Origin of the sequence: Prochlorococcus marinus CUG1438, from assembly GCA_017644325.1 — a bacterium.
In the GTDB taxonomy this organism is placed as follows: Bacteria; Cyanobacteriota; Cyanobacteriia; order PCC-6307; family Cyanobiaceae; genus Prochlorococcus_A; species Prochlorococcus_A marinus_AA.
Genome location: JAEPLS010000001.1, coordinates 359,960 through 377,227 on the forward strand (window position 1 = coordinate 359,960; position 17,268 = coordinate 377,227).

The 17,268-nt window shown below is 30.6% G+C and carries 13 protein-coding genes; 7 read left to right on the forward strand and 6 right to left on the reverse strand.

Annotation, left to right across the window (positions count from 1 at the left end; translation table 11 throughout):
* Positions 1-2: 2 nt before the first annotated feature.
* Entirely contained in the window at positions 3-461 is a 459-nt protein-coding gene (gene ndk / locus JJ847_02115) for a nucleoside-diphosphate kinase (protein MBO6959680.1), read from the reverse strand.
* A gap of 122 nt (positions 462-583) precedes the next feature.
* On the opposite strand from ndk, the gene speA reads away from it, so the two are divergent.
* Positions 584-2,530: a biosynthetic arginine decarboxylase gene (speA, locus tag JJ847_02120; protein ID MBO6959681.1), complete on the forward strand. Its 1,947-nt coding sequence runs from the start codon at positions 584-586 to the stop codon at positions 2,528-2,530.
* On the opposite strand, the gene alaS is transcribed toward speA, so the two are convergent.
* A complete protein-coding gene (gene alaS, locus JJ847_02125; GenBank protein MBO6959682.1) occupies positions 2,515-5,175 on the reverse strand; it encodes an alanine--tRNA ligase in 2,661 nt (886 codons plus the stop codon). The two genes, speA and alaS, sit on opposite strands and share 16 nt — an antisense overlap.
* A 119-nt stretch (positions 5,176-5,294) precedes the next feature.
* Between alaS and JJ847_02130 the strand changes: the two genes are divergently transcribed.
* From JJ847_02130 to JJ847_02140, 3 genes are read left to right on the forward strand one after another with little or no spacing between them, the layout of a single operon-like run.
* Positions 5,295-7,070: a diflavin flavoprotein gene (locus JJ847_02130; protein ID MBO6959683.1), complete on the forward strand. Its 1,776-nt coding sequence runs from the start codon at positions 5,295-5,297 to the stop codon at positions 7,068-7,070.
* Between the two features lie 16 nt (positions 7,071-7,086).
* The gene (locus JJ847_02135) at positions 7,087-8,889 is read left to right on the forward strand and encodes a diflavin flavoprotein (protein MBO6959684.1); all 1,803 of its coding nucleotides are present in this window, start codon (positions 7,087-7,089) and stop codon (positions 8,887-8,889) included.
* A gap of 17 nt (positions 8,890-8,906) precedes the next feature.
* Positions 8,907-9,431 (forward strand): NAD(P)H-dependent oxidoreductase, encoded by a 525-nt coding sequence (locus tag JJ847_02140; protein ID MBO6959685.1) that lies wholly within the window; start codon positions 8,907-8,909, stop codon positions 9,429-9,431.
* A gap of 24 nt (positions 9,432-9,455) precedes the next feature.
* Here the strand turns inward: JJ847_02140 and mrdA are convergent, their stop codons facing one another.
* The 4 genes from mrdA to JJ847_02160 form a co-directional block, all read right to left on the reverse strand.
* Positions 9,456-11,240, reverse strand: coding sequence for a penicillin-binding protein 2 (mrdA, locus tag JJ847_02145; protein ID MBO6959686.1), 1,785 nt, complete (start codon positions 11,238-11,240; stop codon positions 9,456-9,458).
* Positions 11,241-11,251: 11 nt separating this feature from the next.
* On the reverse strand, positions 11,252-11,395 hold the full coding sequence (locus tag JJ847_02150) for a hypothetical protein (protein ID MBO6959687.1): 144 nt from the start codon (positions 11,393-11,395) through the stop codon (positions 11,252-11,254).
* Positions 11,396-11,489: 94 nt separating this feature from the next.
* A complete protein-coding gene (locus JJ847_02155) occupies positions 11,490-12,098 on the reverse strand; it encodes a hypothetical protein (GenBank protein MBO6959688.1) in 609 nt (202 codons plus the stop codon).
* A 62-nt stretch (positions 12,099-12,160) separates the two neighbouring features.
* Positions 12,161-12,874: a PD-(D/E)XK nuclease family protein gene (locus JJ847_02160; GenBank protein MBO6959689.1), complete on the reverse strand. Its 714-nt coding sequence runs from the start codon at positions 12,872-12,874 to the stop codon at positions 12,161-12,163.
* Positions 12,875-13,173: 299 nt separating this feature from the next.
* Here JJ847_02160 and JJ847_02165 point away from each other — a divergent pair, with 299 nt between their 5' ends.
* From JJ847_02165 to JJ847_02175, 3 genes are all read left to right on the forward strand, one after another.
* Positions 13,174-15,030, forward strand: a complete 1,857-nt coding sequence (locus tag JJ847_02165; GenBank protein MBO6959690.1) for a tetratricopeptide repeat protein — start codon at positions 13,174-13,176, stop codon at positions 15,028-15,030.
* Positions 15,031-15,331: 301 nt separating this feature from the next.
* On the forward strand, positions 15,332-16,954 hold the full coding sequence (gene murA, locus JJ847_02170; protein MBO6959691.1) for a UDP-N-acetylglucosamine 1-carboxyvinyltransferase: 1,623 nt from the start codon (positions 15,332-15,334) through the stop codon (positions 16,952-16,954).
* Positions 16,936-17,262: an alpha-2-macroglobulin gene (locus JJ847_02175; GenBank protein MBO6959692.1), complete on the forward strand. Its 327-nt coding sequence runs from the start codon at positions 16,936-16,938 to the stop codon at positions 17,260-17,262. Before murA ends, JJ847_02175 begins: the two co-directional genes overlap by 19 nt.
* Positions 17,263-17,268 lie beyond the last annotated feature (6 nt).

Here is a 17,268-nt window from a genome sequence, read left to right on the forward strand (position 1 = left end):
TTTTAATTTTCAGATCGCCATTTGGAATCAGAAGTTTCCCACTCACATAATTCCTCTTCGTCAAACCATAGATCAATTTCAAATTTTGCTGTATCTTCTCCATCAGAACCATGAATAATATTTCTACCAATATCAATAGCTAAATCACCTCTAATTGTTCCCGGCTCTGCTTCAAGAGGTTTTGTTGCACCTATTAGTTTTCTAGCACTTAAAATAACTCCTGCGCCTTCCCACACCATTGCTACAACAGGACCACTTGAAATAAAGTCTACTAAATCACCAAAAAAGGGTCTTTCTCTATGTACTCCATAGTGATTTTGAGCAAGATCTTTTGAGGGGATTAATTGCTTTAATCCTACCAATTTAAATCCTTTTTTTTCAAATCTGCCAATAATCTCAGCAACATATCCTCTTTGAACTCCATCTGGTTTAATTGCAATAAAGGTTCTCTCTTTGGTCATTTAGTTAATAATCACTCTATTGTATATTCAACTTTTGGGTGGTAACTTGGCAAGTAATCAGTAAAATAAAAGATATTGTTTTGAGTTATTTTAAAAACATTTATTAATCACTAAGAAATAAATTGACCAATTTTGAGCCAAAAAAATTTAAGAATACTTGGACTATTGAAGATAGTATTTCGACTTACAACATTGATAAATGGGGGGATAAATATTTTTCTATAAATTCCAAAGGAAATATATCAGTAACTAAAGATATAAAATCTGAAAATAAAATTGATCTTTTCAAGCTTGTCAAAGAACTTAAGAGTAGAGAAATAAATCCTCCATTAATCATAAGATTTAACGATATCTTGAAAGATCGAATAAACGCACTACATGATGCTTTTTTAAAAGCAATAAGAACCTACAAATATGAGAATATTTATCAAGGAGTATTTCCTGTCAAATGTAATCAACAAAAAAATGTTTTAGAAAAAATAATAGAGTTTGGTAGTCAATGGAATTTTGGTTTAGAAGTAGGAAGTAAATCAGAACTATTAATCGGCCTCGCACTTCTTGAAAACCAAAATTCGTTATTAATATGCAACGGATATAAAGATAAAAAATATATTGAGATTGCTACTTTGGCCAGAAAACTCGGCAAAAATCCAATAATAGTTATTGAACAACGAGATGAGGTAAAAAGAATTATTCAAACAGTTCAAGAACTTAAAGCGACTCCATTGATAGGAATTAGAGCAAAGTTATCAAGTAAAAGTAGTGGTAGGTGGGGCAAATCTATTGGAGATAATTCCAAATTTGGATTATCAATCCCAGAAATTATGTCGACAATAAAAGAACTTAAAGAAGCAAATCTTATAAACGAAATGAAATTGCTCCATTTTCATATAGGAAGTCAAATAAGTGATATTGCTGTAATCAAAGACGCCTTACAAGAAGCTAGTCAAATATATGTAGAACTATGTAAACTAGGAGCCCCAATGCAATATATCGACGTAGGAGGAGGATTAGGGATAGATTTCGATGGAACTAAAACCTCCTCCAGCACCTCTACTAATTATTCTCTTCAAAATTATGCTAACGATGTAATTGCAACCATTAAAGATTCATGTGAAATAAATAATATCAAACATCCAACTATAATCTCAGAAAGTGGAAGAGCAATAATTAGTCATTGTTCGGTTTTAATTTTTAATGTCTTAGGAACAAGCAATGTAAGCTCCAAACTAAAAATAAACAACGAAAAGAATAAATCATTAATCATTTCAAATTTACTTGAAACTTTCTGTGAATTAAAAAAACTTAAAAATAAAAAAATAAATTTATCTCAAATAATTGAACTATGGAACGATGCAAAAAAGTTTAAAGAAGATTGCTTAGTCGCTTTTAGATTAGGATTTTTAACTTTGGAAGATAGGGCTTACGCCGAAGAACTAACCTGGGCTTGCGCAAAAGAAATTTCTAATAACCTGAATAATGAAGAAATCAATCACCCTGATTTATCTGAAATTACAGAAACTCTTGCATCAACTTATTATGCAAATTTATCTATCTTTAAATCTATTCCCGATACCTGGGCAATCAATCAGATTTTTCCAATATTACCAATACATAGACACTTAGAAGAGCCTTTCTGCAAAGGCAACTTTGCAGATTTAACTTGTGATTCAGATGGCAAACTAAATAATTTTATTGATGATGGAAAAATTAAATCATTACTAAATTTACATAAGCCAGAACAGGGTAAAGATTATTTAATTGGAATTTTTATGACTGGAGCTTATCAAGAAGCATTGGGAAACTTGCATAATTTATTTGGCAATACAAACGTCGTTCATATAGATATAAATCAAAATAATTCATATAAGGTCAAAAATATTATTAAGGAGGACAGTAAATCTGAAATTTTACAATTATTAGATTACAGTTCGACTTCTTTGGTTGAATCTATAAGAATTAATACTGAATCAGCAATTGATCAAGAAAAATTAACTATAGAAGAAGCAAGGAAATTAATTGATCAAATCGAAATTAGCCTCAGAAAAAGTAGTTATTTATCAGAATAATTTTCTAGTCTTTTTTGCAAATGATTTTTAGCATAATCTAAAGCTTCACTTAACTTATCAATATCTTTAGCACCTGCTTGAGCAAAGTTAGGTTTCCCTCCTCCACCTCCCGAACAAATTCTTGCAATCTCATTAATTAATTTACCTGCATGCAATCCTATTTTTACAGCATCATCACCTAAAGAAACTACGAATAACAACTTTCTATTGTCTGGACATGGAATTCCCCCAAGAATCACTATTGCTTTATTTCCTAAATGAGAAGTTAAATTAAGTGCTGCAGATTGCAAAGAATTTCCATCTAAACCATCAATCTGACTTACTAGAATTGAAAAAGAATTTATTTTTTTTGCAGATGATTTTAAAGAAGAGTATTTAAAAAATGCAATTTCATCTTTCATTTTTTGTATCTCTTTATTCTTATTAATAAGCTCTGCTTGGAGCTTATTAACCCTTTCAAAAAGTTGATTAGGATTTGCTTTTAACAAATCACTTAGTTGATTGACTAAAGCATTTCGATCACTAAAAAAGTCGAGTGCTGATTGGCCAGATAATGCTTCAATTCTTCTTACACCGGCTGAGATTCCTTCCTCACTAATTATTTTAAAAGAACCCAATTCTGATGTAGTTTTAACATGTGTGCCACCACAAAGTTCCATTGAAACTCCTGGCACATTCACAACTCGTACTTCATCATCATATTTTTCTCCAAACATAGCCACTGCACCCTTTTCAAGAGCCTCACTCTTAGACATATTTTTTATCTCTAGGATATGATTTTCCAGAATCCAAGAGTTAACTAGACGCTCAATCTTAGAAATTTGATCTTTAGAAATAGGCTTAGAAGAATTAAAATCAAATCTTAATTTATTAAAAGCTACTAATGAACCTTTTTGTCCAACACTTCCATCAACAATTGATTTGAGAGCAGATTGCAATAAATGTGTCGCTGTATGATTTGCAGCAGCCCTAACTCTATTAGAGGATTTAACATTAGTCTTAACTTTTTGTCCAAGAGTTAATGTTCCTTTTTTGATCGTTCCATGATGTAAGAAAACATTTTTCTTTCGAATAACATTACCAACTACAACCTCTACATCTTTTGAAAATATCGTTCCAATATCACCAACTTGACCACCAGATTCCCCATAAAAAGTTGTCTGATCAAGAACAATTAAAACTTTCTGGCCTTCACTTGCTTGCTTAACTAATTTTGAATCCAAGAATATACCCTTTATTTCAGCTTCCGAAAGAAGCAACTCATAACCATTAAAAACAGTTTTTTTAAAAAGATCTATTTCTCGCTCTAATGATCCCTCTAATGTCAAATCAATATTAGTTGAAGCAGCTTTAGCTCTCTCTTTTTGAGCATGCATTTCTTCTTCAAAACCCTTTATATCAACACTGATATTATTTTCTTCAGCAATTTCTACAGTAAGTTCTAAAGGAAATCCATATGTATCATAAAGTTCAAAAGCTTTAAAGCCAGAAATTAATTTATTCCCTGAAGAAATTAACTCATCGAGTAATTTCTCTCCCCGTTCAAGAGTTTCCCTAAACCGTAATTCTTCAACTTTTATCTCATTCAAAATTAAATCATTATTATTATTTAAATCAGGATAATTATTTTGCATTAAATTGATCCCGACAGTAGCAATCTGCTGTAAAAATTCATTTGTTATGCCTAATAATCTCCCATGTCTGACCATTCTTCTAATAAGCCTTCTTAATATATAACCCCTGCCAAGATTACTTGCTGCTACTCCATCAGAAATTAAATGAATAACAGCTCTTGTATGATCTCCAATAATTTTTAAAGAAATTTTGTTTTTATCATTTGAAGAATGATAATCAATATTTGCAATCTCACAAGTTTTTTGAATGATAGGAAAAATTAAATCTGTCTCATAATTATTTTTCTTTTTTTGCAATATTTGGGCCATCCTTTCAAGACCCATTCCTGTATCAATATTTTTAAATTTTAAATCTGTCAATTTCCCATTAGGATCGCGATTATATTGCATAAAAACAAGATTATAGAATTCAATAAAACGATCCCCATCTTCTAAATCAATATTCTGCAAACCTTTTTCAGGATGAAAATCATAATAAAGTTCTGAACAAGGTCCACATGGACCTGTCTTTCCAGAAGACCAAAAATTATCTTTCTCACCTAGTTTCACTATCCTATCTGGATGAATACCAATTTCATCTCTCCAAATATTTGCAGACTCTCCGTCTTCGTGAAAGACACTCACAATTATATTTTCAGCAGAAATTTGATAAATATTAGTAACTAATTCCCAAGCCCACTGAATAGCCTCTCTTTTAAAATAATCTCCAAAAGAGAAATTACCAAGCATTTCGAAAAAAGTATGGTGTCTAGCTGTAACTCCAACGTTTTCTATATCGTTTGTTCTTATGCACTTTTGGCTAGATGTAGCCCTTTTTGATGGTCTTTCTTTTAAACCTAAAAAAACTGGCTTAAAAGGTAACATTCCAGCAATTGTGAGCATAACCGTAGGATCATCTGGAATTAAGGACGCACTTGGTATAATTTTATGTAATTTTTCACTATAAAATTTTAAAAAAGCATTTCTTATCTCATCTCCAGTAACTATTTTTTTAATTAGTTGAGATGTCATTTATTCAGAATAAAAAGAAGAAGAATATAAGAAAAGCGTAATTTCGGTTATTTCGCAAAAATAATCACGCAGATTTATATTCTATATGACTAGAGTTATTCTATAACGCGATTTGTCCTATGCTAGCCTCTGCCCAGACAAGTGATTCTAAATTGGCACAAATAAATAACAAGTTGACAGTTCAATCTCAAAACTTCACTGATGATTCATGTGCAATAAGGTCTTTGGATTGGGATCGCAGTAGATTTGATATTGAATTTGGATTAAGAAATGGAACTACTTACAATAGTTTTATTATTAAAGGGGAAAAAATAGCAATTATTGATACAAGTCATGCAAAGTTCGAAAAATTATGGTTTGAAGAATTACTGAAAAAGGTCAATCCACAAGAAGTAGATTATCTAATTACAAGCCATACAGAACCTGATCATTCTGGTTTAATAGGAAATCTCCTTGAATTAAATCAAAATATCACAGTAGTAGGATCAAAATTAGCCCTTAAATTTATTGAAGACCAAATACATATCCCCTTTAAACGCCTAGAGGTTAAGAGTGGAGAATTTTTAAATCTCGGAACTAATCCTAATAGCGGTTTAGAACATAATATTGAATTTATAAGTGCACCAAATTTACATTGGCCAGATACAATTTTTTCATATGACCACAGCACTCATGTTCTCTACACATGCGATGCATTTGGACTCCATTATTGTTCTGATGAATTTTATGACACAGATCAAAAAGAAATATATGATGATTTTCGTTTTTATTACGATTGCCTAATGGGACCAAACGCAAGAAGCGTTCTTCAGGCAATTAAAAGAATAGATAAGCTACCTGAATTAAAGACAATAGCGGTAGGTCACGGGCCTTTGCTTCATAATCAAGTCAATTTTTGGAAAGGAAAATATCTAGAATGGAGTAGCAATAAAAGCAAAGGTAATGATTTTGTGTCAGTCTGCTATATAAGCGACTATGGATATTGTGATCGACTTAGTCAAGCGATATCTCATGGAATAAGTAAAGCAGATGCACAGGTTCAATTAATTGATTTAAGATCTTCTGACCCCCAAGAATTAACAAGTTTAATTTCGGAATCAAAAGCAGTGGTCATACCAACATGGCCAGTAGATTCAGATAATGAATTAAAAGAATCTCTTGGTACTTTATTTGCAGCACTAAAATCAAAACAATTTACAGCTGTCTATGATGCATTTGGTGGAAATGATGAACCGATAGATTCTTTAGCAAATAAGTTAAGAGAGCTTGGTCAAAAAGAAGCTTTCTCTCCTTTAAGAGTTAAAAAGATTCCAGATCCCATCGTTTATCAACAATTCGAAGAAGCTGGAACGGATTTGGGTCAATTGATAAATAAAAAGAAAAATATTGCTTCTATGAAGAGCCTTGACTCAAATTTAGATAAAGCTTTAGGTAGGTTAAGTGGAGGATTATATGTAGTAACAGCGAGCCAAGGAGAGGGTTCGACATTTAGACAAAGTGCAATGGTAGCAAGTTGGGTTAGTCAAGCAAGTTTTTCTCCACCAGGTATTACAGTTGCAGTAGCAAAAGATAGAGCTATTGAATCATATATGCAAGTTGGTAAAGGTTTTGTTGTGAATATCTTGAGAGAAGATAACTATCAAAAAATGTTCAGACATTTTTTAAAAAGATTTGCTCCTGGCGCTGATAGATTTGCAGATGTAGATGTAATTAGCAACATCGCAGAAGGAGGACCAGTTCTCTCGGATTCACTCGCCTTTTTAGATTGTAAAGTTAGTTCTAGATTGGAGACTCCAGACCATTGGATAATTTACGGAATTGTTGAGAATGGTAATGTGTCTGACTTATCATGCAAGACAGCAGTTCATCACAGAAAAGTTGCTAATCACTATTAATAGATAACTCTTTAAAATGTCAGAAATTAATATAAACTTACTTTCAGAAAATCAAAACTTTTCAAAATTCGAAATTGGTGAAAATTTTACTTGTATTAGATTTATTGATCATAATAAAGAAAGATTTGAACTTGAGTTTAATCTCGAAAAAGGAACTTCTTTCAACACTTTTTTAATAAGAAATAATGAAGAACTTTTTATTATTCATCCACCTGAAAAGCAATATTTAAGCTCATTTAATGAGATACTATCTAACTTTTTTAATCAATATAAATTAAAAAAGATTAACGTTATATCTGGACATATCAATCCCCAAATCATAGACACCATAAAAAACGTTAGTAAGAAATTTCAAAACTTAACTATAACTTGCTCAAATCCTGGCTTTAAACTTATTAGTGAACTTTGGAATCAAAGAAATCCTAACTTAAAAGAATTCGTTGAAATTCAATTACCCAAAATAAACATAGTCAAAAAGGAACTGAATTTAGAATTAGGCAATATTTCACTTGAGTTAATCCCTATTCCAACTGCACGTTGGCCTGGAGGCCTAATAATTTATGAACGTAATCAAGAAATACTTCTAAGTGAAAAAATTTTCTCTGCACACATTGCATCTGAATATTGGTCTGAGACAAATCGGGTAAGTACAGATATTGATAGAAAACATTTTTATGATTGTTTGATGGCACCAATGTCTAATCAAGTAGTATCGATAACTGAAAAAATTGCTGATTATGAGATTAGAACTATTGCACCATTGCATGGACCAGCTATCGAATATAGCTTAAAAAGCTTTTTAAATGATTACATTCGATGGGGTGACAATCTCTCAATAAATAATCCTAAAATCGCTCTTATTTATGCAAGTGCTTATGGAAATACAGCATCCATAGGTGATGCTTTGGCCAAAGGGATCAATAGAACTTCTGTTGAAGTGGAAAGTATTAATTGTGAATTTACATCAAATGATGTACTTATAAAATCCATCCAAAATGCAGATGGATATTTAATAGGATCTCCCACACTTGGGGGACATGCCCCAACACCTATAGTAAGCGCACTAGGGACATTACTAGCGGAAGGCAATAGAGACAAACCAGTTGGAATTTTTGGTAGTTTTGGCTGGAGCGGCGAGGCGATAGATTTACTTGAATCAAAATTAAAAGACGGTGGTTTTCAGTTTAGTTTTAATCCCATAAGGATTAAATTCAGTCCAAATAAACCAAAAATCAAAGAGCTAGAAGAAATAGGAACTCATTTTGGAAGAAAAATTATAAAAAAAGCTAATAAAAAACCTAGAAAATCAGATACTGGAATGATTACGAGCAAAACGGATCCAAAGTTACAAGCTCTTGGAAGAGTAATTGGCTCACTTTGTATTCTAACTGCCTCTAAAGGAAAAGATGAGAATAATATCAGAGGAGCTATGCTTGCATCTTGGGTTAGTCAAGCAAGTTTTTCTCCTCCGGGATTAAGTATTGCAGTAGCAAAAGATAGATCAGTGGAGTCTCTACTTCAGATTGGAGATATGTTTGCTTTAAATATTTTAAGTGAAAAAGATTTTAAAGAACCTTTGAAAAGATTCACAAAACCTTTTTCACCAGGTGAAGATAGATTCGAAGGTTTAAATATTGAATTAACACCTAATGAACAGATAATAATTCCTAACTCTTTAGCATGGTTGGATGCTTCTGTAAAAGAAAGAATGGAATGTGGGGATCATTGGGTAATATACGCTGAAGTACAACACGGTAATATACTAAAGTCCGATTGTCTAACAGCCGTTCATCACCGTAAAACTGGTGCTAACTATTAAATTTATTTATCTTATTTATGACTGAATCAAAGGATCTAATAATTATTTCAGCTAGTTGTGGGAAAAATCTAGAACTTTCTGAAAAATTCCTTGAAAAAAGTAATGAACTTAAAATAAACTCTGAGATATTAGATCTTACAACTCTTGATATTCCATTATTTAATCCACGAATACATACTAAAAACAATATACCAGTTGAAATAAAAGAAATTAAAAAAAAGCTTTTCTCAATAGAAAAGTGGGTTATTTGTGCTCCTGAATATAATGGATCAATACCTCCCATTCTCTCAAACTTCATAGCATGGCTTTCTATTTCAGGGGATGATTTCAGAAATTTATTTAATGGTCAACCAATCGCAATAGCAACATTTTCTGGTGGTATTGGATTAGAACTTCTTACTTCATTACGCATTCAATTAGTACATTTAGGAAGTCAAGTATTAGGTAGACAGCTTTTATCCTCATATAGTAAACCCGTCGACACTAAAACTGTTGAAGATATTATTCAAAGACTCGTACAAATGAAAAAATTAAAAACATAAATTTTTTGCAGGTAAAAAATAATTTCATTTTTTAATCCAAACTTTCAAAATCTCTCTAGCCATAGGAAGTGCATGTACTGAGCCCCCTCCGGGAGTGTTTTGTGCAAAAGCAACTACCAACAACTCACTCTTTTCAGTAGGTGTAAAGCAAACAAACCAAGCATGATCTGAACCACCTTCACCGTCTTCAGCAGTTCCAGTTTTACCTGCAACGGGAGGTAAATTTGAAACTCCATAATTGATTGATACGCCCGTGCCAGATTCAACAACTTTCGCGAGACCACTTCTAATCAACTGAATATTTTTTGGATCAATGTCAATTTTTATTCTTCTTTTATCTGAAAGATAGTCACCATCTTTTTTTACCAAATGAGGAGTGACTAAATAACCACCATTTGCAATTGCGGCATATGCTCTAGCTAATTGAATAGGTGTAACTTGAACGACAAATTGACCAATCGACATGCTCGCAATATCTTCTGGAAGCCAAGGTGTTGTACCGGGCTTCCCCCATCCTCTTCCATCCTTAGCCCATTGACTACTAGCGACTAATCCTCCACTTTCTTGTTCTGCAATTTCAATACCAGATAAAGAGTTAAAACCAAGCTTTTCTGAAATCTTATAAATTTCATCAACGCCTACACCATCTCCAATCTGATAAAAGAAAGTATTACTTGAAACTCTTAAAGCATCTTCATAACCTATTACTCCAAAGCCTAAATCGTTATGCTCTCTAAAACATTGACCTCCATAAGTAATACAAGGTTTTGTTTCTAAACGAGTATCAACAGGAAATTTACCACTTTCTAAGCCAGCTAAAGCCGTTACTATTTTCCAAACACTGCCTGGATCATAGGGATTTAATGCTCTATTAAAAAGTGGTTTTTTATCGGAATTAAACAAAGCATTATATTCTCTTTCAGGTTTAAAATCCTTTGAGAAAAAATTCAAATCAAATGTAGGTTTACTTGCCATTGCCCTTATTGCACCATCTCTTGGATCCATCACAATTATCGCTCCTGCATTTTTATCTTTAAGTACTTTTTCCGCAACCAATTGTAATTTCATATCAATAGTTAATTTGATGTCATTACCTTGACTTGGAGGTTTAATACCCAATGACCTTTGAAAATTTCCTGAAGAATTTACTTCAATCATCTCTCCGCCCCATTCACCCCGTATAAAATCTTCATAAGCATATTCAATGCCAGTTCGCCCTATTAAATCATTTAATTTATAACCCTTCTTAGATAAAAATTTATATTCTGAATCAGTAATTGGCTGCGTATAACCAATAACATGAGCGGCAAGTGATTGATATGGATAGTTTCTTATTAATCTTGTAGCTATTTCAAAGCTAGATAAAATATCTTCATTTTCCTTAAATTTTATTAATTTATCAACACCTAAATCATCAATAATATTTACAGAAAGATTCTGATTTTTGATACCGTTAAGGAATTTTTTTTGTATATAATTTTTATCTAGACCTAACAAATTTGAAATAATTAATTTTTGTTTTTCCCAAGAGCTTTTATTTATAGATTGAGGCTTTATTATTAGAGAATATTTAACTCTACTATCTGCTAAAACAAAGCCATTTTTATCGAGAATTCTTCCACGTATGGGTTGAGAAGCGATTAGCCTAATCCTATTCTCATCTGACATTTTCTTAAAAGAGTCATAATTTAATACTTGTAAAAAAATTAACCTTAAAAAAATTAATAAGAAAGAAACAGAAGAAAAAATAAGTAAGACTAAAGGTTGTCTTTTGAGGGAAGAGTTTTTATTAGAACTATTATTTTTCAAGAATGTAAAAATTATCTAAATATTGTCTTTTTCAAAACAGCAATGGTAGATCTTATCTCTTTGAGTCTAGTTATAAGATTTTCATAATCACTTTCTTCAGTATTAAAGTCAAGCTCATCATTTTCAATATCATTTGAAGAAATTTTTTCACTCATAAATTATAGTTATTTTAATGATTTTTTATTTACTATTATTTTAATTAAAAATCTGTTTTTTTCAAACTAATAACTAAAAATACTACTGAAAAAATTAATCTAATTGATCTGTATTTTGTTCAAAATAAGGATTACAACTATTTTGGGATATTCCTAATGACCAGCCAACAAATGATGCAATAAATAACGTAACTATTAATGGGAAAATAGCTTGTTGTGTATTATCAAGACTAAACCATTCTCTCCAACTATTAATAAACCTTTCTCTTTGAAATTTTCTTTTTTCAATTTCTAATAATCTTGCTTTTTTGGCGAAAGCTTTTGTAACCCACTTTTCAAAAGGAACCTTTTTTATGATAGATAATTTCCTTTCAACCTCTAAGAGCTGTCCAGGACTAAGATAAGGATGAAATGTACTAATCAATTCAAGAGTTTTTAAAAACATCTCAACAGTGGCATCTTTTATGAGCTTTTGCTCATGACTTAAATCAGACCACTCTATTTCCGGATAAAAACGGTTCCTATTAGGTCGAATTTGATCCTCGGACATTTGACCAGGTTCACGAAGCCATCTATTTGTATTTTGGTCAAACCTTCGCCAATACAAAAAAGGATTAATAAAAACCTTTTTGCCAGATACTTTTACCACATCTTGTTGAAGATGATTAGTTATCTTTCTTTCGGAATTATTCAATTGTATCAATAACCTAATTCAAGATTATCTTTTATTTAAAATTTTTCCAGGGATAAAAAATTTTATGATTATTAAGTTTTTGATAATTCCCAACGCTTCTTTAGATAATTACAGTATTCACAGTTCAATGAAGGTTTTGGAAAAGAATCTGAACGTAATAGATTTACAGTCTCAATGATCTTGGGTTCGACCCAATTTGTGGAGCACTCTATTCTAATTAAATGTACATCAAAATTTAATTGATTATTAAAGAACTCTTCATTTTTCTTTCCATTAAAATATAAAAGATAAGCTTCTTTTGCGACTTTAAAGCCGTTTTTCCTAAAAAGCCACTGATACATTTCCAATTGTCTCTTGTAAGCTTTTGCATATTCGTATTTATTAAAAGTCTCTCTCCAATTAAAGTTATTTCTTGACGTTGCTTTTACATCAACAATAATAAGATCCCCGTTTTTTTTCTGCCAGACATCATCTATGGCACCCCCAAAATCATAATTATGTTCGATTGACTTGTATCTTATTCCTTGAAAATTACTTCTCCAAATTTCTAAATCATCATGTTTGAAAGGAACAGCATCAATATCATTTTTTATAAATAAAGGATGTGGATCTTGAACTCCTCTATAGTAATCAAATTCATTTTTACATAAATTATCTACAGCTATATTCAGGGTAAATGGCAACGAGGGAGGTTTAATTTTATATTTTTTATCAAGAACACAACATCTTGGACAAGTAAGATATTTTTCGACAGTAGATCGACTTAGTTTAATAATCTGACTCATTAAATTTTAAATCTCATTTAAAAATTTCTTTCGTAGTAGGCTCTGATTTTTAAAAACTTGCATATGGTTTGCTTGAGAGGGTTAAAAAATTGGGAACTAGGGATTTACTTCATTTTAGCTATTAATCTTTGATAATTCTAATCTTTTTTTGCATAGATTTAATCTTTAACTTTATCATTATCTTTTTATCTCAACTCTCTTCTTTCCATTATTTGTGAACTGAAAACAACAATCTGTTTTTTTATTTTGTATCAGATATTGAGTTACTATTAATAAAAGATTAATAATTGTTTGTCAAAATGAAAGGTTTTGGAAATCATTACAAACCTAAAAAGAAAAGCAATAGAAAAAATGATATTTCTCTAGAACATAAAATAAATCAGGCAATTAATTTCCACATAAAAGGAAACATAAAAGAAGCAATAAAATATTATCAACACTTAATCAGTCAAGGATGTATTAATGACAGAGTTTTTTCTAATTATGGAATGATATTGAGAGATCAAGGCAAATTAAAAGATGCTGAACTTTATACTCGCAAAGCAATTGAAATTAGTCCTAACTTCGCAAATGCTCATTCTAATTATGGAATGATATTGAGAGATCAAGGCAAATTAAAAGATGCTGAATTGTCATACCGTAAAGCAATTGAAATTAATCCTAACTTTTCAAAAGCATATTATAATCTTGGAGTCATATTGAAAAATATTGATAATTTAAAAGATGCTGAATTGTCATACCGAAAATCAATTGAAATTAATCCTAACTATGCAAATGCTCATTACAATCTTGGAAATATATTAAAAGATATTGGGAACTTAAAAGATGCTGAATTGTCATACCGCAAAGCAATTGAAATTAATCCTAATATGCCAGAAGCACATTCAAATCTGGGTAATATTTTCAGAGATATTGGGAACTTAAAAGATGCTGAATTGTCATACCGCAAAGCAATTGAAATTAATCCTAATTTCGCATATGCCTATTTCAATCTATTCCACCACTATGAACAAATAAATAATTTAGATAAATTAAAAGAGTCATTAGAAGAATTCAAAAAAATAGATGGTATTAAAAATGAACAAATCCTCTTTCGCGCTAGATTAAAGTTTAGAAACAAGGAGCATGACACTGCTAAAGAGTTAATAGATAAAATCTCTTCTGAATGGATAGAGAAAATTAATAATAGTCAAAAAGCAATATTTTGGAATTTTAAAGCATTCATAAACGATAAAGTCGGAAATTATGATCATGCTTACGCATGTTTTGAAAAAAGTCAAAAAGTCCAATCATTCAAGAGTTTAAGTAAAGATTTATACCTTAACTATATAAGTACTTATAAAGAAAACATCAAAAATAAAAAAATAATTTTTTATAAATTTAATGATGAAATTGAAGATTCTAATCTTGCTTTCCTAATAGGATTTCCAAGATCTGGCACTACTCTGTTAGATACCATACTTAGAAGTCATAGAGATATTGAAGTTATAGAAGAAAAACCTCTAATTTCTAGTATTGAATGTTTAATTAGAGAAAAATTTAATATAGAGCTCAATAATCTATGCAATATTTCTGAGGAAAATCTAATTTTACTTAGAAAAAAGTACTTTGAATTACTTAGACAATACAAGACCAAAAATGCAAATTTATTTATAGATAAATTGCCGTTAAATACAGTTTCTCTTCCTCTAATAAATCTTATTTTTCCTAAAGCCAAAATAATTTTTACGCATAGACATCCCTATGACACAGTTCTTTCCTGCTTCCAACAATCTTTCAAGCCAAATTTAGCAATGGCTAACTTAGTAAGTCTTCAATCAGGATCGAGAATGTATGATCAAGTGATGAATGCGTGGGATATATATAAGACAAATCTTCATCTAGATTTTATAACATCTAAGTACGAGGATCTTATTGAGAGCTTTGATTCGCATACTCTAAAAATATTAGACTTTTTAGGCAATGAATGGGATGAAAATGTAAAAAAATATAGAGAAACAGCAATAGAAAGAGGCAAAATAAATACACCTTCTTCTTCTCAAGTGGTTCAGCCTCTATATAAATCATCGATAAAAAAATGGAAGAACTATGAAAGATACTTTGAAAATTGTCACCAATATTTAGAGAAATGGGTTTCTTATTTTGATTATGAATAAAATCTCAATTAAAGTATTGAAATAAAAGCTTGAACGTTAAAGGGATAAAAAAATTTTCTAAAAAAGTTTTCTTGTATTATTTTGTACACAAAATTATTTATTAAATGAACTAAATTTTAAAAGACAAGAATACAGGCTATTGCATTTGATATAATAATCTGAAATATTTCCATCTAGTGAATCGCTTATTTGTCGCTAACGAAAAAAACAATATCGAAATAAAATATTGTTGGGAAGAAGTTAATTTAGGCCATCAAAAAATATTTTCAATTTGCATAAAATTTTTTAATAAATTTTAAAAATGAATATAAAAAAAAGTAAAAACAAAATTTTTAGGAAAGTTTTTTTTAATACGAAATATTTAGAAATAGAAGGTGGTGAATTACTTGAAGGAAAAGTTAAAATAAGTGGCGCAAAAAACTCTGCTTTAGTTTTAATGGCAGCTTCAATTCTATCTGAGGGTCAAATTAATCTTTTTAATGTTCCTGAAATTGCAGATGTTCTAATTATGTCTAAAATTTTAACTGCAATGGGTATTAATGTTAAATCACATGCTAATCAATTAAACATAAATACTAAAGAAATTAGCCCACCAAAACAGGATTTATTTTTGAATTTATTTCATGCTCTTAGAGGTAGTTTCTTTTGCATAGGACCGATCCTTGCTAGATTTGGAGAAGCTAACATACCTTTACCAGGAGGATGCTTAATAGGATCTAGACCAATAGATGAACATATTAATTCACTCAAAAAATTAGGAGTTACCTTTAAATTCAACAAAAGACACCTAAGTGCTAAAGTAATTACCCCTAATAAGAGATTGGTTGGATCATCGATCAATTTTGAGTGCAAAAGTGTAGGTGCCACAGAGACATTATTAATGGCGGCATCCTTAGCAGAGGGAATAACTACATTAAACAACGCAGCACAGGAACCAGAAATTATAGATTTAGCAAACATGTTAAATCTAATGGGTGCAAAAATAAAAGGTGCAGGATCAGAATGCATAACAATTGAAGGAGTTGAATCCTTGAAAGGATGTGATTACACCGTCATTCCTGACAGAATTGAAGCAGGGACTTTTTTAATTGCCGCTGCAGTAACAAGATCTACTTTAAGTCTTTTCCCATGCGACACATATCATTTAAAAGCCATAATTGAAAAACTAGAACTTTGTGGATGTAGTTTTAATTATTCAAAACAAGTTTTAACAATAATTCCAGATAAAATTTTAAATTCTGTTGATATTACCACTAATCCATTCCCAGGATTTCCAACTGATCTACAAGCTCCTTTTATGGCTTTAATGGCGACAGCAAATGGAACTTCAAAAATCAAAGAAACAGTATTTGAAAATAGGATGCATCATGTTAAGGAACTAAATCTTATGGGAGCTAATATTACTGTCAAAGATAATATTGCAACTATTGTTGGGGTCAAAAAGTTACAAGGGAGAGTAGTTATGGGATATGATTTAAGAGGTACAGCAGCATTGGCCCTTGCAGGTCTATCTGCAAATGGCATAACAATAGTGCGAGGACTAAATCATTTAGAAAGAGGATATGAAGAATTTTCTAAAAAATTTCAAGAAATTGGAGCAAACATAGTTAAAAGAAAAGTAAACCTTATGATTAAAATGAATAATTTCTCTATACATAACAGTCTTGAAATTCACTTGAAGAATTACAAATCAGCACTGCAATATTCATTTTTGATTGGATTATTTATTGGTTCTGTACCTTTTATTTTTAAATCTATCGAAAGCTTCAGGATTCAAAAATTGATTCAAAAAGAAAGAAAAATACAAATTCAAAACAAAGAAAAAATATGCAAAGGAGACAATAGTAATTATAAAAAGTTTATGAGTCTTGGATTTCCAAAAACAGCTATTGATAAATTTAATATTTGCATGAAAGAACAATGAAAATCAATAACAAATTTATTTACATTTTTATGATCTTCTTTTTGGTTAGCGGATGCAAAGCACCAGAAAAACAAGTTAAAGAAAGCGAAAATAGCATTGAAATTATTATTTCGTGTGACGAAGATAGTAATCTCTCACAATACATCAATGATGGGTGGAAAATTAAACAAGAATATTCAGAAGAGAAGATTTGTTCATGGAAAACAATCGCTGCTTCAAAAGATTGCGATTTAGAAAAAGATAAAGGATGTAAAATAATCCGGCCCGACAAAATAGGGGAAGAAAAAATTTATTTATTAGAAAAATAACAAATA